At 67.3% G+C, this 21,415-nt stretch carries 19 protein-coding genes; 15 read left to right on the plus strand and 4 right to left on the minus strand.

The features are described from left to right. Positions 1-9: 9 nt before the first annotated feature. From metE to ppa, 14 genes are all read left to right on the plus strand, one after another. Positions 10-2,307 carry a 5-methyltetrahydropteroyltriglutamate--homocysteine S-methyltransferase gene (gene metE / locus ACN6PJ_RS20315; protein ID WP_427997616.1) on the plus strand — a complete coding sequence of 766 codons (2,298 nt, stop codon included), beginning with the start codon at positions 10-12 and terminating at the stop codon, positions 2,305-2,307. Between the two features lie 166 nt (positions 2,308-2,473). Beyond that, the gene (locus ACN6PJ_RS20320) at positions 2,474-6,436 is read left to right on the plus strand and encodes a Pls/PosA family non-ribosomal peptide synthetase (protein WP_427997617.1); all 3,963 of its coding nucleotides are present in this window, start codon (positions 2,474-2,476) and stop codon (positions 6,434-6,436) included. Next, entirely contained in the window at positions 6,433-6,993 is a 561-nt protein-coding gene (locus ACN6PJ_RS20325; RefSeq protein WP_427997618.1) for a hypothetical protein, read from the plus strand. Before ACN6PJ_RS20320 ends, ACN6PJ_RS20325 begins: the two co-directional genes overlap by 4 nt. Before the next feature lie 82 nt (positions 6,994-7,075). Beyond that, positions 7,076-7,678 carry a DUF2889 domain-containing protein gene (locus ACN6PJ_RS20330; RefSeq protein WP_427997619.1) on the plus strand — a complete coding sequence of 201 codons (603 nt, stop codon included), beginning with the start codon at positions 7,076-7,078 and terminating at the stop codon, positions 7,676-7,678. Between the two features lie 10 nt (positions 7,679-7,688). Further along, positions 7,689-8,849 (plus strand): ADP-forming succinate--CoA ligase subunit beta, encoded by a 1,161-nt coding sequence (gene sucC, locus ACN6PJ_RS20335; RefSeq protein WP_427997620.1) that lies wholly within the window; start codon positions 7,689-7,691, stop codon positions 8,847-8,849. Between the two features lie 100 nt (positions 8,850-8,949). Next, on the plus strand, positions 8,950-9,831 hold the full coding sequence (gene sucD / locus ACN6PJ_RS20340) for a succinate--CoA ligase subunit alpha (RefSeq protein WP_043548903.1): 882 nt from the start codon (positions 8,950-8,952) through the stop codon (positions 9,829-9,831). Between the two features lie 263 nt (positions 9,832-10,094). Then, on the plus strand, positions 10,095-10,793 hold the full coding sequence (locus tag ACN6PJ_RS20345) for a TerC family protein (protein WP_427997621.1): 699 nt from the start codon (positions 10,095-10,097) through the stop codon (positions 10,791-10,793). A 113-nt stretch (positions 10,794-10,906) separates the two neighbouring features. Next, positions 10,907-11,626 carry a TerC family protein gene (locus ACN6PJ_RS20350; RefSeq protein WP_427997622.1) on the plus strand — a complete coding sequence of 240 codons (720 nt, stop codon included), beginning with the start codon at positions 10,907-10,909 and terminating at the stop codon, positions 11,624-11,626. Continuing rightward, the gene (locus tag ACN6PJ_RS20355) at positions 11,613-11,735 is read left to right on the plus strand and encodes a hypothetical protein (protein WP_042792647.1); all 123 of its coding nucleotides are present in this window, start codon (positions 11,613-11,615) and stop codon (positions 11,733-11,735) included. Before ACN6PJ_RS20350 ends, ACN6PJ_RS20355 begins: the two co-directional genes overlap by 14 nt. A gap of 9 nt (positions 11,736-11,744) precedes the next feature. Beyond that, positions 11,745-12,692 (plus strand): hydroxymethylbilane synthase, encoded by a 948-nt coding sequence (gene hemC / locus ACN6PJ_RS20360; protein ID WP_427997623.1) that lies wholly within the window; start codon positions 11,745-11,747, stop codon positions 12,690-12,692. After that, positions 12,692-13,510, plus strand: a complete 819-nt coding sequence (locus tag ACN6PJ_RS20365) for a uroporphyrinogen-III synthase (RefSeq protein ID WP_427997624.1) — start codon at positions 12,692-12,694, stop codon at positions 13,508-13,510. Before hemC ends, ACN6PJ_RS20365 begins: the two co-directional genes overlap by 1 nt. 37 nt (positions 13,511-13,547) lie before the next feature. Beyond that, entirely contained in the window at positions 13,548-14,738 is a 1,191-nt protein-coding gene (locus tag ACN6PJ_RS20370) for a uroporphyrinogen-III C-methyltransferase (RefSeq protein ID WP_427997625.1), read from the plus strand. Positions 14,739-14,743: 5 nt separating this feature from the next. Further along, the gene (locus ACN6PJ_RS20375) at positions 14,744-16,360 is read left to right on the plus strand and encodes a heme biosynthesis HemY N-terminal domain-containing protein (protein WP_427997626.1); all 1,617 of its coding nucleotides are present in this window, start codon (positions 14,744-14,746) and stop codon (positions 16,358-16,360) included. 32 nt (positions 16,361-16,392) lie between these two features. After that, positions 16,393-16,923: an inorganic diphosphatase gene (ppa, locus tag ACN6PJ_RS20380; protein WP_043548895.1), complete on the plus strand. Its 531-nt coding sequence runs from the start codon at positions 16,393-16,395 to the stop codon at positions 16,921-16,923. A gap of 154 nt (positions 16,924-17,077) precedes the next feature. On the opposite strand, the gene ACN6PJ_RS20385 is transcribed toward ppa, so the two are convergent. From ACN6PJ_RS20385 to ACN6PJ_RS20400, 4 genes are all read right to left on the minus strand, one after another. Continuing rightward, positions 17,078-17,914 (minus strand): IclR family transcriptional regulator, encoded by an 837-nt coding sequence (locus ACN6PJ_RS20385; protein WP_427997627.1) that lies wholly within the window; start codon positions 17,912-17,914, stop codon positions 17,078-17,080. 15 nt (positions 17,915-17,929) lie between these two features. Continuing rightward, positions 17,930-18,691 carry an SDR family NAD(P)-dependent oxidoreductase gene (locus ACN6PJ_RS20390; protein ID WP_427997628.1) on the minus strand — a complete coding sequence of 254 codons (762 nt, stop codon included), beginning with the start codon at positions 18,689-18,691 and terminating at the stop codon, positions 17,930-17,932. Further along, entirely contained in the window at positions 18,691-19,902 is a 1,212-nt protein-coding gene (locus tag ACN6PJ_RS20395) for an ABC transporter substrate-binding protein (RefSeq protein WP_427997629.1), read from the minus strand. Before ACN6PJ_RS20395 ends, ACN6PJ_RS20390 begins: the two co-directional genes overlap by 1 nt. 149 nt (positions 19,903-20,051) lie before the next feature. Further along, a complete protein-coding gene (locus ACN6PJ_RS20400; protein WP_427997630.1) occupies positions 20,052-20,450 on the minus strand; it encodes a cupin domain-containing protein in 399 nt (132 codons plus the stop codon). Between the two features lie 175 nt (positions 20,451-20,625). Between ACN6PJ_RS20400 and ACN6PJ_RS20405 the strand changes: the two genes are divergently transcribed. After that, positions 20,626-21,405 carry an SDR family NAD(P)-dependent oxidoreductase gene (locus ACN6PJ_RS20405; protein WP_427997631.1) on the plus strand — a complete coding sequence of 260 codons (780 nt, stop codon included), beginning with the start codon at positions 20,626-20,628 and terminating at the stop codon, positions 21,403-21,405. Positions 21,406-21,415: the final 10 nt, after the last annotated feature.

Below are 21,415 nucleotides of genomic sequence, written 5' to 3' on the forward strand. Positions count from 1 at the left end.
GGTGTTGTCATGACTACTATTCATAATTTGGGGTTCCCGCGTATCGGCGCCCAGCGCGAATTGAAGCGCGCTGTCGAAGCCTATTGGGCCGGCAGGCAAACCGCCGAAGCGCTAGAGGCGATCGGCCGCGAATTGCGCGCCAGGCACTGGCAGCTGCAGGCCGGCGCCGGCTTGAAATTCGTGCCCGTGGGCGACTTCGCCTGGTATGACCAGATCCTGGAGTGGACCACGCTGCTCGGCGCCGTGCCCGCGCGCTTCGGTCAGAAGGACGGCGAGCCGGTGTCGCTGGACACGCTGTTTCGCATGGGCCGTGGCCGCGCGCCGTCCGGCAAGCCCGCCGCGGCCTGCGAAATGACCAAGTGGTTCGACACCAACTACCACTACATCGTGCCGGAACTGGTCCCCGGCCAGACCTTCCGCATCGCGCGCGAATCGCTGTTCGAACAGATCCAGGAAGCCCAGGCGCTGGGCCACGCCGTCAAGCCCGTGATCCCCGGGCCGCTGACCTGGCTCTACCTGGGCAAGGGCGACGCGTTCGCCGAAGGCGCCGCCGACGCGGGCAAGCTGCAATTGCTGGCCGCATTGCTGCCGGTCTATCGGGAAGTGCTGGCGCGTTTCGCCAAGCTGGGCGTGCAATGGGTGCAGATCGACGAGCCGATCCTGGCCCTGGACCTGCCCCAAGCCTGGCGCGACGCCTTCCGCGAGGTCTACGCCACGCTGGCGGCCAGCCCCGTCAAGCTGCTCGCCGCCACCTATTTCGATGGCCTGAAGGACAACCTGCCGACGGCGCTGGGCCTGCCCGTGGCCGGCCTGCACGTGGACCTGATCCGCGCGCCGGAGCAATTGGCCGAGGTGGTTTCGGGCCTGCGCGGCGACCAGGTGCTGTCGGCCGGGGTCATCAACGGCCGCAACATCTGGCGCACCGACCTGGATGCCGCCATCGCCACGCTGGCTCCCATCAGGCAGCAACTCGGCGAACGCCTGTGGCTGGCACCCTCGTGCTCGCTGTTGCACGTGCCGGTGGACCTGGCCCACGAAACCGAACTGGACGCCGAACTCAAAAGCTGGCTGTCCTTCGCCGCCCAGAAGCTGGACGAACTGAGCCTGCTGGGCCGCGCGCTTGAAAACGCCGCGGACGCGTCAGTGCAGGAAGGTCTGGCCAAGCAGCGCGCCGCGCTGGCCGCCCGCCGTTCCTCCGCCCGCATCCACAACCCGGCGGTCGGCCAACGGATGGCCGCGGCCGCCGGCGTGTCGCGCGAGCGCGCTCCGTTCGCGGGCCGCATCGCCCGCCAGCAGGAGCAGCTGGGCCTGCCGGCCTATCCGACCACGACCATCGGCTCCTTCCCGCAGACCGCTGAAATCCGCGCGCTGCGCCGCGACTGGAAGGCCGGCGCGCTGACGGACTCGGCCTACGAGACCGCCATCCGCAAGGAAATCGAGGAAGTGATCCGTTTCCAGGAAAAGGTCGGCCTGGACGTGCTGGTGCATGGCGAGCCCGAGCGCAACGACATGGTCGAGTACTTCGGCGAGCTGCTGGCCGGCTTCGCCTTCACCAGGAACGGCTGGGTGCAAAGCTACGGCTCGCGCTGCGTCAAGCCGCCGATCATCTTCGGCGACGTGGCCCGTCCGGCTCCCATGACCGTGGGCTGGTCCTCGTACGCGCAGTCGCTGACGGACAAGCCGGTCAAAGGCATGCTGACCGGCCCGGTCACCATCCTGCAATGGTCCTTCGTGCGCGACGACCAGCCGCGCGAGCAGACCTGCCGCCAGCTTGCGCTGGCGCTGCGCGACGAAGTCGTGGACCTGGAAGCGGCCGGCATCAGCGTCATCCAGATCGACGAGCCCGCCATCCGCGAAGGTCTGCCGCTGCGCCGCGCCGATTGGCAGGCGTACCTGGACTGGGCGGTGGACTGCTTCCGCCTGTCCACCGCGGGCGTGCGAGACGAAACGCAGATACACACCCACATGTGCTATTCGGAATTCAACGACATCATCGAGTCGATCGCCGCCATGGATGCGGACGTGATCACCATCGAAACCTCGCGTTCCAATATGGAGCTGCTCAAGGCCTTCGAGGATTTCCGCTACCCCAACGATATCGGCCCGGGCGTCTACGACATCCATTCGCCGAACGTGCCCGAGGTGGACTGGATGGTCGGCCTGATGGAGAAGGCGGCTGCCCGCCTGCCCAAGGAGCGCCTGTGGGTGAATCCTGACTGCGGCCTGAAGACGCGCGCCTGGCCCGAAACCGAGGCCGCGCTGATCGGCATGGTGCAGGCGGCCCGCGCCCTGCGCCAGGCGGCATAAGCCGATACGCCCGGAGCCTTGGCTCCGGGCCGCCTTCAGGCAAAAACGCGCTCCTTCCGGGAGCAAGCCGCACGCGGTGCGGGCTTTTTTTATTTTTGCTTGAACGAAATGGCGCGGCGCGGGTCCATAGGCAAAATTCTCCCCTTGCCGGATCGTTGCCGCCCACATGATTCTCCATGGCCCTTATCGGGCAGACCTGCTGCGTGCCGAAACGCTGCCCGATATTCTTGAAGCCACGATCCGCCGGCAGCCCGCCGCCATCGCCATCCATTGGCAGGATCAAACCCTGACCTACGGCATGCTCGGCCAGCGCGCCGACCTCGCCGCGCATCACCTGATCGAGGCGGGCGTGAGGCCCGGACAGGTCGTGGGACTGTGCCTGCCGCGCGGAGCGGAACTGCTGGTCATGCAGGCGGCGATCGCCAAGGCCGGCGCGGCCTGGCTGCCGTTCGAATCCGATACGCCGCCCGACCGCATGCAGGCCTGCCTGCTGGACGCTGGCGCCAACGGCCTGATCGCCGGCGGCGACGTGCGCCTGGAGGGGCTGGACACATGGACTCCCTGGCTGCTGGCCGATCCCGTGGACGGACCCTTGCGGGCGCGCGAGGGCCTGATGCCCGGGCACCCCGCCTACGTGATCTACACCTCCGGCTCCACCGGCAAGCCCAAGGGGGTGCCGATCAGCCACGCCAGCATCTGCCATTTCCTGCGCAGCGAAAACGAGGTGCTGGGCGTGCGCCAGGACGACAAGGTCTACCAGGGCTTCTCCGTGGCCTTCGACATGTCGTTCGAGGAAATCTGGATCAGCTACCTGGCGGGCGCCGCGTTGTGGGTCGCGCCCAAGATGCTGACGACCGACCCGGAAGAACTGCCGCTGGCGCTGGCGCGCGAGGGCGTCACGGTATTGCACGCCGTGCCGACGCTGCTGGCGCTGTTCGCGCATGACGTGCCGGGGCTGCGCATCGTGAACCTGGGCGGCGAGGCCTGCCCGGAATTCCTGGCGCGTCGCTGGGCGACGCCCGGGCGCCGGCTGTTCAACACATACGGCCCCACGGAAACCACGGTGTCGGCGAGCGTGGCCGAGCTGTTCGCGGATCGCCCGGTGACGATAGGTTCGCCCTTGCCAAACTACGGCATGCTGATCCGCGGCGAAGACGGTTCGGTGCTGCCCCAGGGGCAGGTGGGCGAGCTGTGCATTACCGGCCCCGGCGTGGCGGACGGCTATCTGGGCCGGCCCGAACTGACGGCCGAGAAGTTCCTGGCCAACCCCCGTCCCGGCGGCGAGCACGACACCCGGATGTACCGCAGCGGCGATCTCGCCCGGATCGACGACTCCGGCCAGATCGTCTGCCTGGGCCGCAGCGACGACCAGGTCAAGGTGCGGGGCTTTCGCGTCGAACTCGGCGAGATCGAGGCGGCGCTGTACCGTCAGCCCGGCGTGGGCGCGGCGGCGGTGGTGCTGCGCGATCTTGCCGGCATCGAGCAACTGGTCGCCTTCGTGGCGCCCGAAGGCGACGTCCGGCTGGATGCGCACGCGCTGCGAGCGGCGCTGGCGGCAGATCTACCCGCTTATATGATTCCTGCCCGCTTCGAGCGGGCGGCCGAGGTGCCGCGCCTGACGTCGGGCAAGATCGATCGCAAGGCGCTCAAGGCGCGCCCGCTGGAGGCGGCCGCGGGGGCCGGCGGCGACGACGATCCGCCGGCGACGCCTGGCGCCGCTGCGCTTTTCGATGCGCTGCGCCCGCTGTTTCCGGGGCAGCCCTTGCGCCTGTCCAGCGATTTCTTCCGCGACCTGGGCGGGCATTCTCTGCTGGCCGCGCGGCTGGTGTCGGCGCTGCGCAGGCACCCGCGCTATGCCGCGCTGACGATGCACGAGCTCTACCAGCATCCGGAGCTGGGCGCGCTGGCGGCCAGGCTGGACGCGCTGGCCTCGGCCGGCGAAGAGGCCCCGGCGGAAGCGGCGCCCGAGCAGGCGCCGCAATGGCGGCGCTGGACCTGCGGGCTGGCGCAACTGGCCGCCTTGCCGCTGCTGATCGGCGTGCGCATGCTGATGTGGCTGACCCCGTTCTTCACCTACCACTATTGGACGGGCGACGAAGGAGATTCCGTCTGGCGCGCGGTGGCCTTGTCCATCGCCAGCTACCTGGCCTGCAATCTGCTGAGCTTTGTCGTGGCGGTCGGCTGCAAGTGGGCGATCCTGGGGCGGCTCGGGGCCGGCCGCTATCTGTTGTACGGATGGACGTTCTACCGGTGGTGGCTGGTGGACAGGATCCTGGACATCCCGCCGGCGCACCTGCTGGCCGGCTCGCCGCTCCAGGTTTGGTATCTGCGGGCGCTGGGCGCGCGTATCGGCCGCGACGCCGCCATCAACCGTATCTCGGTCCGCGCGCCGGACCTGCTGTCGGTGGGCGACGGCGTGAGCATCGGCGCCTCGGTGAACCTGGAGAATTTCGCGGTGCGGGGCGGCACCTGGGAGGTGGCGCCGATCACGCTGGCGGACGAAACCTATATCGGTTCGTATGCGGTGCTGCAGGGCGACGTGGCGATGGAGCGGGGCGCCCGCCTGGAGGGGCTGTCGTCGCTGCCGCGCGGGTCGCGCGTTCCGGCGGGGCAGACCTGGACGGGGGCGCCCGCGCGCCACGATCCGCTGGCGCGCGCGTCCGACCTGCCCGCCCGTCCGGCGCGCCGGACGGCCTGGCGCCGGCTCGACTGCCTGGCCTATGCGGGGGGCGGCGCGCTGATCGCGGCCCTGTTCTTCATGCCGGTCTTCCCGAGCTTCGTCCTGATCGACTGGATCGACGCCCGCTGGCTGGACCTGATGGGCTCCCGAGTCGCCTGGCCCCAGGCCTTTCTTGCCTATCTGCTGCTGGCGCTGCCGGCCAGCGCCTTGCTGCTGCTCCTGACCGTGATCGTCTCCGCAATGCTGCGCTGGGCGCTGCTGCCGCGGCTGGCCAGCGGCCGCTGGCCCGTCTATGGGCAGATCTATCTGCGCCGCTGGCTGACCAACCAGATCCAGGAGTCCAGCCTCAGCGTGCTGCACGGCCTGTACGCGTCCATCTACGCGGGCACCTGGTACCGCCTGCTCGGCGCGAAGGTCGGGCGCGGCACCGAGATCTCCACTGCCATGGGCATCGTGCCGGACATGCTGACCCTGGGCCGCGACAGCTTCATCGCCGACGGCGTCATGCTGGGCGACGAGGAGATCGACCGAGGCTGGATGACGATGCGTCCCACCGTCATCGGCAACCGCAGTTTCGTCGGCAACGGCGCATACGTGCCGGACGGCTCGACGCTGCCCGACGACGTGCTGATCGGCGTGCAGAGCCGCGCGCCGGCCAATGCCCGCATGGCCAGCGGCCAGACGTGGCTGGGCAATCCCCCGATCTCGCTGCCCGCGCGCGAACAGACCGCCGGCTTTCCCGAGCATCTGACGTTCCGGCCAGGTCCGGGACGCAAGGCCGCGCGCGGGGCCGTCGAAGGCATGCGCATGATCCTGCCGCTGGCCGTGGTGATCGCGGCGGGCTACCTCACGGTGATGAAAGTCATCCCCATCGCCGCCCGCGACGGGTTCCTCGCCGCCTTCGACGAGCTGATGCTGGCCGGCGTGCTGTACGGCGTGGGCGCGTTCCTGTTCCTGGTGGCGTTGAAGTGGGCCCTGATCGGGCGCTACCGGCCCCGCGCCGAGCCGATGTGGACGCCCTTCGTCTGGAAGAGCGAGGCCGTCACCAGCCTGTACGAGTCCATCGCGGTGCCGAACTTCTTCAATTTCCTGCGAGCGACGCCGTGGCTGCCCCTGGCCCTGCGCTGCATGGGGGCGCGGATCGGCAAGCGCGTCTTCATGGACACCACCGACGTGACCGAGTTCGACTGCGTATCGATCGGCGACGACGCGGTGCTGCATGCATGGTCGGGGCCGCAGACCCACCTGTTCGAGGACCGCGTCATGAAAATCGGGACAGTCCGCATCGGCAAGGCGGTCAACGTCGGGCCGCGTAGCACCATCCTGTACGACACCCGGGTAGAGACGGGCGCGCGCCTCGGACCGCTGACGCTGGTGCTCAAGGGCGAAACCATCCCGGCCGGACAGGCCTGGATCGGCAGTCCGGCCACGCCGTGGAGATCGCGGTGAGCCCGGCGCTCTGCCTGAGCGGGGAGGGCGCCGCCGTCGAACTGTGGCTGCTGCGGGCGGCTGCCGCCCGCCAGCGGCAGCGGCAGGCGGCCCGGGACTGGCTGGCGGCGGAGCTTGCGCGGCGCGGCGCCGGGGTGTCGTGGACGGAATCGGCCAAGGGGCCGCGGATGCCGGCCGGCGCGCGCTGGCAAAGTTCGTTTTCCTATTGCGGCCCCTATATTCTTTGCGGGCTGTCCCGGCTAGGCGTGCCTGGCGTGGACCTGGCCGGCGGCGAATCCTGGCCGGGCGACGCGGACGTCGCCCGGCTGTACCTCGGCCCAGCGGCGGCCGGGGGGCTGGCGGCCAGCCCGCCAGCGGGCAGGGCGGACGCCTTCGCCCGGGCCTGGAGCGCGCTGGAGGCGCGCCTGAAGGCATGCCGGCGCGGGCTGGAGGAATACTCCCCGGAGCGGGAGCGGCATCTGGCCGCGGCCGGGATCACCTGCCAGGTCCGGCACGAGGGCCTGTGGGCCTCGGCCGCGCTGCGCCCGGACGCCGCGGACGCCGGCCTGGGCGGTTGATGAAGGGCCGCCTGCGCTATACTTTCAAGGTTTTGTTGCCGCGCACCATGCGCAGGCCATCTTCGCCCCGCAGGCCCCCAGCATGCCCTTGCCCCCGCCGGACTATCCTCGCCAACCACTGCATACGCGTTCCATACGCGTGCAATCGTATGCGCGCGATGACGGGCTTTGGGATCTGGAGGCCGAACTGATCGACGTCAAGGCGTACGATTTCCCCAAGCGCGACGGCGAAATGTTCAAGGCCGGCCAACCCATCCACCATATGCACCTGCGCATCACCATCGACGAGAATTTCTCGATCGTGGCCGCGCAGGCCGTCTATGACGCCGCGCCCTACGGCGCGCAATGCATGGCCATCGAGCCGGCTTACACTGATCTGATCGGCATGAACCTGCTCAAGGGATTCCGCCGGCAGGTCAAGGAGCGGTTCGGGCACGTGGAGGGCTGTACGCACATGACCGAGCTGTCGCAGGTGCTTCCCACCGCGGCGGTCCAGACCATGGCCAACCGCCGGCGGCAGGAACCCAACCCGAACCGGCGTCCATTCCAACTGGACGGCTGCCATGCGCTCAGCACTGGCGGCCCTGTGGTGGCTGAGCATTATCCCGAGTGGTACACCGGGGGTAGCGCTGAGGCATCGGCCGAGTCGTCCTCCGATTCACCTTCTTTTTCTCATACGTCCTGACAGGTAACACATGAAAATCCACGAGTATCAAGGCAAGGAACTGCTGAAGCAATTTGGCGTCCCCGTGCCGCGCGGGATCCCCGCTCTTTCCGTCGACGAGGCCGTGGCTGCCGCTGAAAAGCTGGGTGGACCGGTTTGGGTCGTCAAGGCACAAATCCACGCGGGTGGCCGCGGCAAGGGCGGCGGCGTCAAGCTGGCCCGCTCGCTGGACGACGTCCGCAAGCTGGCCTCCGAAATCCTGGGCATGCAACTGATCACGCATCAGACCGGCCCCGAAGGCCAGAAGGTTCGCCGCCTGTACATCGAAGACGGCGCCGACATCCAGAAGGAATACTACGTGTCGCTGGTCACCGACCGCGCCACCCAGAAGGTCGCCTTCATCGCCTCCAGCGAAGGCGGCATGGACATCGAGGAAGTGGCCCACTCCACTCCCGAGAAGATCGTCACCGAATACATCGACCCGCTGACCGGCCTGTCGGCCGAGCAAGCCACCAAGATCGCCAACGCGATCGGCCTGCCCGCCGACTCGACCGCCCAGGCCGTGGACGTGTTCCAGAAGCTCTACAAGTGCTACATGGACACCGACGCCTCGCTGGTCGAAATCAACCCGCTGAACCGCGACAGCAAGGGCAACATCATCGCCCTGGACGCCAAGTTCAACTTCGACTCCAACGCGCTCTTCCGCCATCCGGAAATCGTCGCCTACCGCGACCTGGACGAAGAAGATCCCGCTGAAATCGAAGCCTCGAAGTTCGACCTGGCCTACATCCAGCTCGACGGCAACATCGGCTGCCTGGTGAACGGCGCCGGCCTGGCGATGGCCACCATGGACACCATCAAGCTGTTCGGCGGCGAGCCGGCCAACTTCCTGGACGTGGGCGGCGGCGCCACCGCCGAGAAGGTCACCGAAGCCTTCAAGATCATGCTCAAGAACAAGGGCGTGAAGGCGATCCTGGTCAACATCTTCGGCGGCATCATGCGCTGCGACGTCATCGCCGAAGGCGTGATCGCGGCTTGCAAGGCCGTTAACCTGAACGTGCCGCTGGTCGTCCGCATGAAGGGCACCAACGAAGAGCTCGGCAAGAAGATGCTGGCCGACTCGGGCCTGCCGATCATCAGCGCCGACACGATGGCCGAAGCCGCCACCCGCGTCGTAGCCGCCGTCAAGTAAATATGCCCCCACGCCGCGCCCTTCGGCTTGCTGCCCCCCAAGGGGGCGCTTAGCACCTTGGGGCGGCCCGGCGGTACAAAGCAAATCCAAGGATTCACAAATGTCGATTCTGATCAACAAGGACACCAAGGTCATCACCCAGGGCATCACGGGCAAGACCGGCCAGTTCCACACCCGCATGTGCCGGGAGTATGCCAATGGCAAAGCCGCCTTCGTGGCCGGCGTGAACCCCAAGAAGGCCGGTGAGGACTTCGAAGGCGTGCCGATCTTCGCCTCCGTGAAGGAAGCCAAGGCCGACACCGGCGCGACCGTGTCCGTCATCTACGTGCCGCCCGCCGGCGCTGCCGCCGCCATCTGGGAAGCCGTCGAGGCCGAACTGGATCTGGTGATCTGCATCACCGAAGGCATTCCCGTGCGCGACATGCTGGAAGTCAAGAACCGCATGAAGGCCAAGGGCAGCAAGACCCTGCTGCTGGGCCCGAACTGCCCCGGCCTGATCACCCCGGACGAAATCAAGATCGGCATCATGCCGGGTCACATCCACCGCAAGGGCCGCATCGGCATCGTCAGCCGCTCGGGCACCCTGACGTACGAAGCCGTGGCGCAAGTCACCGAGCTGGGCCTGGGTCAATCCAGCGCCGTCGGCATCGGTGGCGACCCCATCAACGGCCTGAAGCACGTCGACGTCCTGAAGATGTTCAATGACGATCCCGACACCGACGCCGTCATCATGATCGGCGAAATCGGCGGTCCGGACGAAGTGAACGCCGCCCAGTGGGCCAAGGACAACATGAAGAAGCCGGTGGTCGGCTTCATCGCCGGTGTCACCGCTCCTCCCGGAAAGCGCATGGGCCACGCCGGCGCGCTGATCTCCGGCGGCGCCGACACCGCCGACGCCAAGCTGGAAGTCATGGAAGCCTGCGGCATCCGCACCACGCGCAACCCCTCCGAAATGGGCAAGCTGCTCAAGTCGGTGCTGTAAACCTCGGTTTCGCACAGGAAAAAGCCCGCTTCGGCGGGCTTTTTTTTCGGATTTTTTTGCGCAATCCTAGGGAAATCCCGCGTCCATGTCACGGCCGGGCAACCATACGGAAAGCTGAACGAAACTATAATGAAAGAAAATCCAGCGCGTACCCAGCAAGAATGCCGTCGGGCTCGCACCAAGACGGTCAGTACGTTTTCATCTTATTTTTCACCCATTCATTTGGTTCGTCCTAGGGGGATCAACACCTAGGAAAGAGAGGCATGGAACTTAGTTCAGCGGCATTCTGGATAGCGTTGCTCCAGATCATTTGGGTCAACATCCTGCTATCGGGCGACAACGCCGTGGTTATTGCGCTGGCGGCGCGTTCGCTGCCCCCGACGCAACAGAAGAAAGCGATCGTGATCGGCTCGGCCGCCGCGATCATCATGCGTATCGTATTGACGCTCGTCGCCGCCAAGCTGCTGTTGCTGCCGTGGCTCAAGCTGATCGGCGCGCTGCTCCTGGTCTACATCGGCGTCACGCTGCTGTTGCCGGAGGGCGAGGAAGACGGCGCGGGCAAGACGCAGGGCAACCTGCTGACGGCAATCCGCACGATCATGATCGCCGACCTGGTCATGAGCCTGGACAACGTGGTGGCCGTCGCCGCCGCGGCGATGGGCGACACGACCTTGCTGGTCGTAGGCTTGGCCATCAGTATCCCGCTGGTCATCTTTGGCAGCACGCTGCTTCTGAAGGTCATCGAGCGCTTCCCGGTCATCGTCTGGGTGGGCGCGGCGCTGCTGGGCTTCATCGCCGGCGAACTGCTGGTGGGCGATCCGGCGCTGCAGGAACCGGTGGCGCGCATCGACGCGGCGCTGGGCGTGACGCAGCACAGCTTTGCGCTGATGACGGGTGCGCTGGGCGCGATGCTGGTGCTGGCGATCGGCAAAGTTTTGCTGATGCGCCAGAAAGCTGACTGAAAGCTGAATTATACTAATACGTTGTACTGAATAGGCTCGCCGCGTCATGCGCGGCGAGCTGGCCGGACCGGGACCGGCCTTTTTTTTCTCATAATGCTCTTCGGGGGTTCATAGTGCTTGAGTTTTTCCAGACGCTGAGTTGGGCAGCGATATTCCAGATCATCCTCATCGATATCCTGCTCGGCGGCGACAACGCCGTCGTGATTGCACTGGCTTGTCGCAACCTTGCGCCCAAGCAGCGCATGCAGGGCATTCTTTGGGGCACCGCGGGCGCCATCCTGCTGCGCGTCGTGCTGATCGCCTTCGCCCTGACTCTCCTCTCGATTCCCTTCCTGAAGGTCGTGGGCGGCGCGCTGCTGCTGTGGATCGGCGTCAAGCTCCTGATTCCCGAAGACGATGCGCACGGCAACGTGAAGGGCGGCACATCCATCGTCGCAGCCATCAAGACCATCATCATCGCCGACTTCGTGATGAGCCTGGACAACGTGATCGCCATTGCCGGCGCGGCCCAGAACGCCCACGCCGACCATCAGATCGGCCTGGTCGCCTTCGGCCTCATCGTCAGCGTGCCCATCATCATCTGGGGCAGCACCCTGGTGCTCAAGCTCATCGACCGCTATCCGCTGGTCGTCACCTTCGGCGCTGGCCTGCTGGGCTGGATCGCCGGCGGCATGCTGGTTACCGACGTTGTTGTCGAGCGTCAATTCGGCGTTCAGCCGGCTGCGGTTAAAATCGGCGCAGAAATCATTGGCGCCTTGCTGGTTGTTGTCCTTGGACGGTGGCTGGCAAGCCGCAAAACCGCCTCCAAGGAATCAGCACATGAGTCTGCGTAGATCCACCGATCCCCAGCAATCCGAATCGGGCCTGAGCCTGCTTCAAGGCCTGTTCGTGCTGGCCATTCTCGGTGTCGTCGCGACGGTCATCGTCTCCAACTTCGTTTGACGACGCCTCGTGTCCCTACCGCAACGCCTGGTCATTGCGACCCGCGCCAGCCGGCTTGCCCTGTGGCAAGCCGAGCATGTGCGCGATCGGCTGCGCACGCTGTACCCGGCGTGCGCGGTTGAGCTTCTTACCCTCACGACCCGAGGCGACCAGATCCTCGACCGCACCCTGTCCAAGGTGGGCGGCAAAGGGCTGTTCGTCAAGGAACTCGAAAACGCGCTGCTCGACGGGCGCGCCGATCTCGCCGTCCATTCCCTGAAGGACGTGCCGGTGGATCTGCAGGCCCCGTTCGAGCTTTGCGCCGTCCTCGATCGCGCGGACGCGCGCGACGCCTTTGTCTCCAATCACTACGGTTCGCTGGCCGACCTGCCCGCCGGGGCGGTCGTCGGCACCTCCAGCCTGCGCCGCGAATCGCAGATCCGCGCGCGCTACCCGGCATTGACCGTCAAGCCGCTGCGCGGCAACCTCGACACGCGCCTGGGCAAGCTGGACAAGGGCGAATACGACGCCATCGTGCTCGCCGCCGCCGGCCTGGAGCGCCTGGGCCTGGGCGTGCGCATCCGCAGCCTGCTCGATCCTTCCGACAGCCTGCCCGCGGCGGGGCAGGGCGCGCTGGGCATCGAGATCCGCGACGATCGCGGCGACATGCGCGCCTGGCTGGCCCCGCTGGCCAGCGCGGACACGACCTCCTGTGTCGTGGCCGAGCGCGCCGTGTCGCGCAAGCTGGGAGGCTCCTGCCAGGTGCCCCTGGCTGCGTACGCCGAGATCGCGTCCGGCACCTTGTCGCTGCGCGCGCTGGTGGCCTCGCCCGATGGCGCGCGCATGGTCCGTGCCGTGCGCAGCGGCCCGGTGGCCGAGGCGCAGGCCATCGGCGAAGCCGCCGCGCAGGAACTGCTGGACGCCGGCGCGCAAGCCATCCTCCGCGAACTGCTGCAAGACGACGCCCAGCCGGACTGATGGTCATGGCGTCCGCAGCCGCCGAATCGCCCCGGGTCGCGATCCTCACGCGGCCTTCGGGACGCAACGAAGCGCTGGCCGCCCGCCTGAGCGGCGCCGGCTGGCTGCCCTGCATCCTGCCGGCCCTGGAAATCCAGGCGTTGCCGGCTCCCTCGCAGAATTTCCCCCGTCCGGCCGATTACGACATGGTCGTCTTCGTCAGCGGCAACGCGGCCCGGCAATACCTGGACCAATGGGTCCAGGCGGACGGCCTGTCGGCCTGGCCCGCTGGCGTCATCGCCGCCACCGTGGGGCCGGCCAGCGCGCAGGCATTGCTCGCGTCGGATTGTTTTGGCGCGAATACAACAGTTCTGCATCCCCCCGAAAGCGCTCCCAGCCATGATTCCGAGGCCTTGTGGGAAGTGCTGCGGGGGTTGCCCCGCCTGCCCGGGCGGGTGCTGCTCGTGCGCGGAACGCAGGGCCGGGACTGGCTGGGCGACAAACTGGAGGCCCACGGCTCGGCCGTGATGCGCCACGCGGCCTACCTGCGCCGTCCCGCCGCCTGGGATGCAGGGCAGTTGGCCCGCCTGCGGAAATGGGCCGATGCGGGGGTGCGCGCCACCTGGCTGATCACCAGCGGGGAGGGCGCGGACGCCGTCCGGGCCCGCCTGGACGAAGCCGGCCTGGGGGCCTGGTGGGAAGGCTGCGGCTTCGTGCTGACGCACCCCTCCCTGGCGCGGCGCGTGCCGCCGGCCAGCCATGACGCCGGAACCCCGGCAATGGTAAAAATCTGCTTGCCCAACGACGAGTCGATATTCCACGCCTTTGTTGCTGCTTGATTCGTTGCATCGGACCGACACCGAATACAATCGCGTCATGACAGACAAGACTCCCGCTACCGATCCGGTCGTTCCGACCGCCGCCCCGGGCGCAAGCGCGCCCGCATCGGCCCCGGCCGATCCCGTCAAGGCCCGTCCGGCCAAACGCGGCAGTGGCCCTCTGGTCACCGCCCTGATCATCGTCATCGTGCTGGCCGCCGGCCTGGGCTACGCGCTCTGGAAGCAGCGCACGCAATTCGTGTCCGCCGGGCGCGAGGTCGCGACGCGCCTCGATACGCTGACCTCCGACGTGGCGCAGGCCCGCAAGGACACGCGCGAGGCCCTGGCCCTGGCTCAGGCCCAGGCGGGCCGCGTGGCCGAGCTCGAAGACACCGTGCGCGAGACGCAAAGCCAGTACAACGCGCTGCAGCTGGCCTGGCAGAACTTCAACGACAGCGCCAGCGACGAACTGCTGGCCAACGACGTCGAACGGCTGCTGACCATCGCCAGCCAGCAACTGCGGCTGGCCGGCAACGTTTCCAACGCCATCGTGGCGCTCGAGACCGCGCAGTCGCGCCTGGCGCGCGCCGACCGGCCGCGCTTCTCCAGCCTGCAGCAATCCATCAACGGAGACCTGGACCGCCTGCGCGCGGTGTCCACGGTGGACATTCCCGCCCAATCGGCCCGTATCGAGCGCCTCGTGGCGCTGGTCGGCCGCGCGCCGCTGCTGGTGCCCGACGCGGCCGCCCCGGGGGTCACGCCCGCCGGCGAGGCCCGTCCCGCTGCCGCGGCGCCCGAGGTCGATCCCCAGGCTGGCCTGCCCGCCGACGCGCCCTGGTGGCAGCGCTGGCGCGCCGAGATGGCGTCCTGGCCCGGCCGCGCCGGTTCCGCCCTGGCGCATGAGCTGGGCGGCCTGATCACCATCCAGCGCGTCGACGAGCCCGCGGCCCTGCTGCTGTCGCCCGAGCAGGCGGACCTGGTGCGCGGCGCGCTGCGCCAGCGCCTGCTGACCGCCCAGCTGGCCATGCTGATGCGCCAGCCCGCCGTCTGGAAGAGCGAACTCGAAAACGTCGGCACGACGCTGGCCAAGTACTTCGACAACCGGTCGCCCGACACCGTCGCCGCCCAGGGGCTGGCGCGCGAGTTGGCCCAGACCGACATCGCCGTGCGCCTGCCGGACGTGGCCGACAGCCTGAACGCCATCGCGGCGCTGCGCGCGGCCGGTTTCAAGACTAGCGAGCAGGACTGAGGCCTATGCGTACCTGGTTCTGGACTCTGCTGCTGGCCGTTGTCGCCGTCGCCCTTGCGGTGGTGCTGCGCTCGCATTCCGGCAACGTGCTGTTGCTGGTCTGGCCGTGGCGCATCGGGATGTCGCTGACGCTGGCCGTCCTGCTGATCGTTGCGGCCTTCATCGTGCTGTACGTGGGCCTGCGCCTGCTGGCCTGGCTGCTGGCCATCCCCGACCGCGTGCGGGCCTGGCGCGGCAAGCGCGCCCAGGCGCGCGACCATGAATTGCTGGAACGCGGCTGGATCGGCCTGCTGGAAGGCCGCTATACCACCGCCGAAAAGGACCTGACCAAGCTGCTCGATCAGACCAAGGTCCAGAACCGCCGCGTGCTGGCGGCCCTGTCCGCCGCCCGCGCCGCGCATGGCCTGGGCGAATTCGACCGCCGCGACCGCTTCCTGGCGATGGCGCAGGAGCAGGCGGGCACGGAGCCGGGCCTGCTCGAGGCCACCGCCACGGTTTCCGCCGACATGCTGCTGGACCAAGGCCGCGCCGAGCGCGCGCTTGCCGTGCTGGAGCCCCTGGCCGACGGCGGCGCGCGCCATCTGCACACCATGCGCCTGCTGCTGCGCGCGCACACTGCGCTGCACCACGACGAGCAGGTCTTCACATTGGCCCGCGGCCTCGTGCGCCGCAACGCCCTGGCGCGCACCGAGGCCGATCATTTGATCGACGCCTCCGGCGCGGCGCGCCTGCGCGCTGCCGCCAACAGCGAATCCTGGCGCGCCATCTGGAAAGACCTGAAGGCCGAGGAGCGGCTCCTGCCCGAGATCGCCCTGGCCGGCGCTGCGGCGTTCGAGGCCGCCGGCGAGGCCAACGAAGCGGCTCGCGTGCTCGAAGCCGCGATTGCCGTGAAGTTCAATCCGGCGCTGGTGGCGGCATACGCCCGCTGCGAGGCCGAGCAAGTGTCGCGCCGGCTCGCCCGCGCCGAAACCTGGTTGCAGCAGCGTCCCACCGATCCCGAGCTGCTCACGGCCCTGGGCATGCTGTGCCTGAACGGCCAACTCTGGGGCCAGGCGGAGCGCTATCTGCTGCGCGCCCTCAGCCGCCGCAGCGATGCGCAGACGCATGCCTTGCTGGGCAGCCTGTACGATCGCCTGGATCGTCCCGCCGACGCCGTGCGCCACTGGCGCCTCGCCACGGCGGCCAGCATGGCGCTGCCGGTGCTGGCCTCGGACGCGGCGCTGCCGGCCGCGGACACGGGTTCGGATCCCTATCGCGTGGATGCCGAAGGCGGCTACGCGGTGGGCCTGTCCGATACCGAGGGTGACACCGACGTCGGCGGCGACTATCCCGCGCTGCCGCCGGCCGTGGCGGCCTCCGCGTCCGACTACGTGCTGGATCCGGACGCGCGCGTCAGCAAGGAACAGCGCGAGCGTGCGCTCGCCCCCGAAGATGCGCCGCTGGCTGGCGGCAGCACCTCGGATATCGACGAGTACTTCGACAGCGCCCCGATCCCGGCGGCGGCTTTCGATGAGCCCGTGCCCACGTACGCGCCGGCCCCGCCCGCAGGGCCCAAGCCCGCGCCGGCCGCCGCGCCCGTGCCGGCAACCAAGCCGCCGTTCAAGGACGACGGCTCGATTTGAATATTCCTTCAGACAAACAACAAGGTTGAATCATGAGTCTCGATCGCGTCTCCCCTGGCAAGAAGCTGCCGGAAGACTTCAACGTCATCATCGAAATCCCCATGAACGCCGACCCGGTGAAGTACGAGGTCGACAAGGACTCGGGCGCGATTTTCGTTGACCGCTTCATGCTGACCGCCATGCACTACCCGTGCAACTACGGCTATATCCCGCAAACCCTGTCCGAAGACGGCGACCCGGCCGACGTGCTGGTGCTGACGCCGTTCCCGATCCAGATCGGCGCCGTCGTGCGCTGCCGCGCCATCGGCGTGCTGGAAATGGACGACGAATCGGGCGGCGACGCCAAGCTGCTGGCCGTGCCGATCGAAAAGCTGTACCCCCCGTACCGCAACATCAAGACCTACGAAGACCTGCCCGCCGAAGACATCGCCCGCATCCAGCATTTCTTCGAACACTACAAGGACCTGGAAAAGGGCAAGTGGGTCAAGGTCAAGGGCTGGAAGGGCCTGGACGCCGCGCACGAAGAAATCGTCCGCAGCGCCGAGCGCTACACGAAGGGCTGATCAGGCTTTTTGCCGCCGGGCCGCCCCAAGGCAAAAAGGCCCCCTTTGGGGGGCAGCAAGCCGAAGGCGCGGCGTGGGGGCTATCCTGCCGCCGGGCCGCCCCAAGGCAAAAAGGCTCCCTTGGGGGGCAGCAAGCCGAAGGCGCGGCGTGGCGTTATTTCTTTAGCCGGGCCGGCGATGCGCCGGCCGGCATCTTGGAGCGGCGCGGCCGCGACGGCATGATGCCGATCGCCGCCGCGCCGTTGCTTTGAGGGGCCTGCAGGTTCTGCGACACTTGCGCGGCCGCGATCTGGATGCGCGCTCGCAGGATCTCCAGTCGCTCTTCCGAGGTGCGAGCCTCGGCGGCAATGAACACCAGGCTGCCGACCACCTTCTGCTCGGGGCTGAAGATCGCCGAGCCTATGCCGATCAGTCCGGGATCAATCTCGCCATGCGAAACGTACACGCCCGCGGTGCGCAGGCGCTTCAGGTTGGCGCGGAATTCGTCCCAGTCATCGCCGAGCCCGGCCTCGCGGATTTCCGCGCTGTGCCAAAGCATGAGATTGCGTAATTGGTAGGGGGGCAGGTTCGCCAGGATGGGCTTGGCCGTGGCGCCGTGGAACATGGTGTAGGGGCGGCCGCGGGCATAGCTGGACTCGATGGAATTGTCCGTCCAGTAGCGGTCCACGCACATGACCTTGTCGCCGTAATAGTTGCAGAGCATCAGGTTGGCATTCAGCTCGTCGCCCGTGGCGCGCATGACGTCGCGTGCTGCCCGCATCAGGGGATCGTGCTGGCGCAGATGGCGGTCCAGCTCGATGATGCGCGATCCCAGCACGTAGGCGCCGCCCGAAGTGGGCGCGAGCAGGCCACTCTCGGTCAGCGATTTCAGATAGCGGTACGCCGTGGCGCGCGAACACTCCAGATGCGCCATGACGTCTTCCTGGAACGCGGCGGTGGTGTCGTCGCGAAAGAGGTCGAGGATGGACAACATGCGGTCTGGAGTGCTCATTGCGGGAGGGCGCGCCTAATGAATGTGGAAGCCGCCGTTGACGTCGACCACGATGCCGGTTGAGTAGGAGGACAGGTCCGAAGCCAGAAAAAGAATGGCTTGCGCGACTTCGGCGGGCGAGCCAAAACGCTGCAGCGGAATGCCCTGTTTGAGTTCTTGTTCCCAATTTTCGCCGAATTTGCCTAGTGTCATGTCGGTTTCAATGATGCCTGGCGCCACGCAGTTGGCACGAACCCCGCGCGGCCCCAGTTCGCGGGCCAGCGCCTTGGTGAAACTGATGACGCCGCCCTTCGACGCGGCATAGTGCGAGCCGCCGAGCAGGCCCCCGCCGCGCAGCGCTGCGGTGGAACCCAGATTGACGATGGCCGGGTGCTGCCGACTCTCCAGCAAGGCCGGCAGTACCGCGTGGGTAACGTTGTAGGTGCCCGTCAGGTTCACCTCTATCATGCGGCGGAATTCCTCCTCGGGCAGGTCCCGGATGCGCGTGGCGGCGACGATGCCGGCATTATTGACCAGCACGTCGATCCCGCCGAGCGCGGCCAGCGCTTGTTCGACCGCGGTGGCGCAGGATGCCTGGCGAGATATGTCGCAATGCAGGTTGACACGGCCCCCCGCAAGCGCCGGGGCGGCGTCTTCGGGATAGGCCTGGTCGAGCACGGCGACGGCAGCGCCCTGTGCGATGAACAATTCCACAACGGCGGCGCCGATGCCGCGGGGGTTGGCGCCCCCCGTGACAATGGCGCGCTTACCGGCCAACAGCCCAGGCGCGCCGTCCATCACGATTTCACCAGCGAGCAGCCGCCATCTTTCAGCGGACGGAAGGCCTGTTCTGCCGGAATCTTGCGGACCAGATTGTAGTAATCCCAGTCGCGCTTGGATTCCGACGGCTGCTTGACTTGGAACAGATAGAGGTCGCGCATGACGCGGCCGTCCTCGCGGATCCGGCCGTTCTCGGTCATGAAGTCGTTGATGGGCGTTTCATGCATTTTCTTCAGCACGGCTTCGGAACCGTCGGTGCCAGCCGCCTTGATGGCGCTCAGATAGTGCATGGTCGCGCTGTAGTTGCTTGCCTGTACCATCGAGGGCATGCGGCCGGTGCGCTTGAAATAGCGTTCGGACCATTGACGCGCCTTGTCGTCTTGGTCCCAGTAGAAGGGCTCCACCAGGTTCAGGCCCTGTGCATATTCCAGCCCCACGCTGCGCACATCCACGATGCTCATGAACAGCGCCGCCACGCGCTGCTTGCTGCCCATGATGCCGAACTCGAATGCCTGCTTGATGCTGTTGATGGTGTCGCCGCTGCCGTTGGCCAGGCCGATGACCTGAGCCTTGGAAGCCTGCGCCTGCAGTAGGAACGAGGAGAAGTCGGCGCTGGCGATGGGATGGCGCACGCTGCCCACGACCTGCCCGCCCTTGGACTTGACCACCGCCATCGCGTCGCGCTCCAGCGAATGGCCGAAGGCGTAGTCGGAGGTGATGAAATACCAGCTCTTCCCGCCGTCTTCCATGACACCGTTGGCCACGCCGGTGGCGTAGGCGTAGGTGTCGTAGGTCCAGTGCATGCCGTTGGGAGAGCAGGCCTTGCCGGTCAGGTCGGCGGAGCCGGCGCTGGTGAAGATCACCACGCGCTTCATCTGCCGGGTCAGGTCCTGCACCGCGAGCGCGATGGCCGAATTGGGCACGTCTAGGATCAGGTCCACCTTGTCGTTCTCGTACCAGCGGCGCGCGGTCGCTACGCCGATGTCCACCTTGTTCTGGTGGTCTGCCGAAATGACTTCGATGGGCTTGCCCAGCACGGTTCCGCCGAAATCCTCGACGGCCATCTTCACAGCTTCGACGCCGAACTTGCCGGAGAGGTCGGCCATCATGCCGGACTGGTCTCCCAGCACACCGATCTTCACGACGTCGTCCGACACCTGTGCCTGGGCGGATACGGACAGAGCGCCCAGCGCGCAGGCGGCCAGGCTGTTCTTCAAACGGGTCTTCATGGGGATGTCTCCTCGGGGGCTTCGATTCCAGCGCGCCGACCTGTGCCGGGCAGTCGCGCGAAAAATTGCCTCCACGCCGCGCCTTCGGCTTGCTGCTTCCCGGGAGGGGCGCTTTTTGCCTTAGGGCGGCCTGGCGGCAAAGAAGGGGCTTATTCCAGCGTCTGGCCGGCGTAGCCTTCGATGAACAGGTTGGGTTTCAGGAAGAAGCTGAGCACCAGCGCGCCGTCGGGTGCGCGCGCCACGTGCCGGTTGCCGCGAGGGCGCCAGACGTAGTCACCCGCGCAGACCTCGCCTTCGGCGTCGACGATCGAGCCTTCCAGTACATAGGTTTGCTCGACTTCCACGTGCTCGTGCAGCGGAAGTTCCGTGCCGGGCTGCCAGCGGAACAGCGCGGTGAGCAGGCCCGATTCCTTGTCCTGCATCAGGATCTTCATATCTATGCCTTCCACCTGCGTGGGCTTCCAGGGGAGGTCGGCGACTTTCAGGAAGCGCGAGGCCAGGGGCGGCAGCGCGTTGACTGCGGGGCAGCCGGGGGTTTCGAGGGCCATGATTGTCTCCTAGCCAGCGGTCTTTATAAGAGATAAAGAAAAAATCTTGTTATTGAGTGTTTAAAAATAGTCGCGTATATTGAGATTTATGTCAATCAGGTTTTTGTGCATCAGAGCCTGATCCGACGCAGGCCGGGCCAGAGATCCGGCCGTATACAAAATCTAGGAGACAAGCTTGAAACACGACTATCTGGACCGGACGTTCGGTCTGGCGGGGCGTGCCGCGCTGGTGACCGGCGCGGCGCGGGGATTGGGCTATGCCATTGCGCAGGCGCTGGGCCGGGCAGGCGCGCAGGTGGTGGTCAACGACCTCTCCGCCGAGGCTTGTGCGGCTGCTTGTGAACGCCTGGGACAGGAGGGCATCAAGGCCCGGAGCGCCCCGTTCGACGTGGCCGATGGAGAGGCGGTAGCCCGGGCCGTGGCCGGCCTCGAGGACTCTGGGCTCGCGATCGACGTGCTGGTGAGCAACGCGGGCAACCAGAACCGCAAACCCGTGGTGGAGATGAGCCTGGCAGAATGGCAAGCGCTGCAGAACGTCCACGTCAACGGCGCGTTCCATTGCGCGCGCGCCGTGCTGCCGGCCATGAGTAAACGCGGGTTCGGCCGCATTGTCCTGATGTCCTCCGTGGCGGGGCAGGCGGCCATGCCGAACATCGCGGCCTACGCAACGGCCAAGGGCGCTGTCGCGGCCTTCACCCGGGCGCTGGCGGTCGAGTACGGCGTCAGCGGCGTTACGTGCAATGCGCTCGCCCCGGGTTTCGTGCGCACCGACTTCACCCAGGGGCTGCAAGACAATCCGCAGTTCCAGTCCTTCCTGTCTACGGCCGTCCCGGTCGGCCGCTGGGCCGAGCCGGAGGACATCGCCCCGGCGGTCGTCTACCTGGCTTCGCCTGCCGCCTCATTCGTCAATGGACACGTCTTGGCGATCGATGGCGGCCTGCTGGCCCGCATGTAGGAGCGCCGCT

Source organism: Achromobacter sp., assembly GCF_050285585.1.
Taxonomy (GTDB): domain Bacteria; phylum Pseudomonadota; class Gammaproteobacteria; order Burkholderiales; family Burkholderiaceae_B; genus Achromobacter.

Coding starts and splice junctions, on each gene's coding strand:
- ACN6PJ_RS20370 (WP_427997625.1), top strand. CDS start 13,548: ATGACAGACAAGACTCCCGCTACCGATCCGGTCGTTCCGACCGCCGCC.
- ACN6PJ_RS20330 (WP_427997619.1), top strand. CDS start 7,076: ATGCCCTTGCCCCCGCCGGACTATCCTCGCCAACCACTGCATACGCGT.
- ACN6PJ_RS20320 (WP_427997617.1), top strand. CDS start 2,474: ATGATTCTCCATGGCCCTTATCGGGCAGACCTGCTGCGTGCCGAAACG.
- ACN6PJ_RS20395 (WP_427997629.1), bottom strand. CDS start 19,902: ATGAAGACCCGTTTGAAGAACAGCCTGGCCGCCTGCGCGCTGGGCGCT.
- sucC (WP_427997620.1), top strand. CDS start 7,689: ATGAAAATCCACGAGTATCAAGGCAAGGAACTGCTGAAGCAATTTGGC.
- ACN6PJ_RS20365 (WP_427997624.1), top strand. CDS start 12,692: ATGGTCATGGCGTCCGCAGCCGCCGAATCGCCCCGGGTCGCGATCCTC.
- ACN6PJ_RS20390 (WP_427997628.1), bottom strand. CDS start 18,691: ATGGACGGCGCGCCTGGGCTGTTGGCCGGTAAGCGCGCCATTGTCACG.
- ACN6PJ_RS20345 (WP_427997621.1), top strand. CDS start 10,095: ATGGAACTTAGTTCAGCGGCATTCTGGATAGCGTTGCTCCAGATCATT.
- ACN6PJ_RS20355 (WP_042792647.1), top strand. CDS start 11,613: ATGAGTCTGCGTAGATCCACCGATCCCCAGCAATCCGAATCGGGCCTG.
- ACN6PJ_RS20400 (WP_427997630.1), bottom strand. CDS start 20,450: ATGGCCCTCGAAACCCCCGGCTGCCCCGCAGTCAACGCGCTGCCGCCC.
- sucD (WP_043548903.1), top strand. CDS start 8,950: ATGTCGATTCTGATCAACAAGGACACCAAGGTCATCACCCAGGGCATC.
- ACN6PJ_RS20385 (WP_427997627.1), bottom strand. CDS start 17,914: ATGAGCACTCCAGACCGCATGTTGTCCATCCTCGACCTCTTTCGCGAC.
- ACN6PJ_RS20375 (WP_427997626.1), top strand. CDS start 14,744: ATGCGTACCTGGTTCTGGACTCTGCTGCTGGCCGTTGTCGCCGTCGCC.
- ppa (WP_043548895.1), top strand. CDS start 16,393: ATGAGTCTCGATCGCGTCTCCCCTGGCAAGAAGCTGCCGGAAGACTTC.
- metE (WP_427997616.1), top strand. CDS start 10: ATGACTACTATTCATAATTTGGGGTTCCCGCGTATCGGCGCCCAGCGC.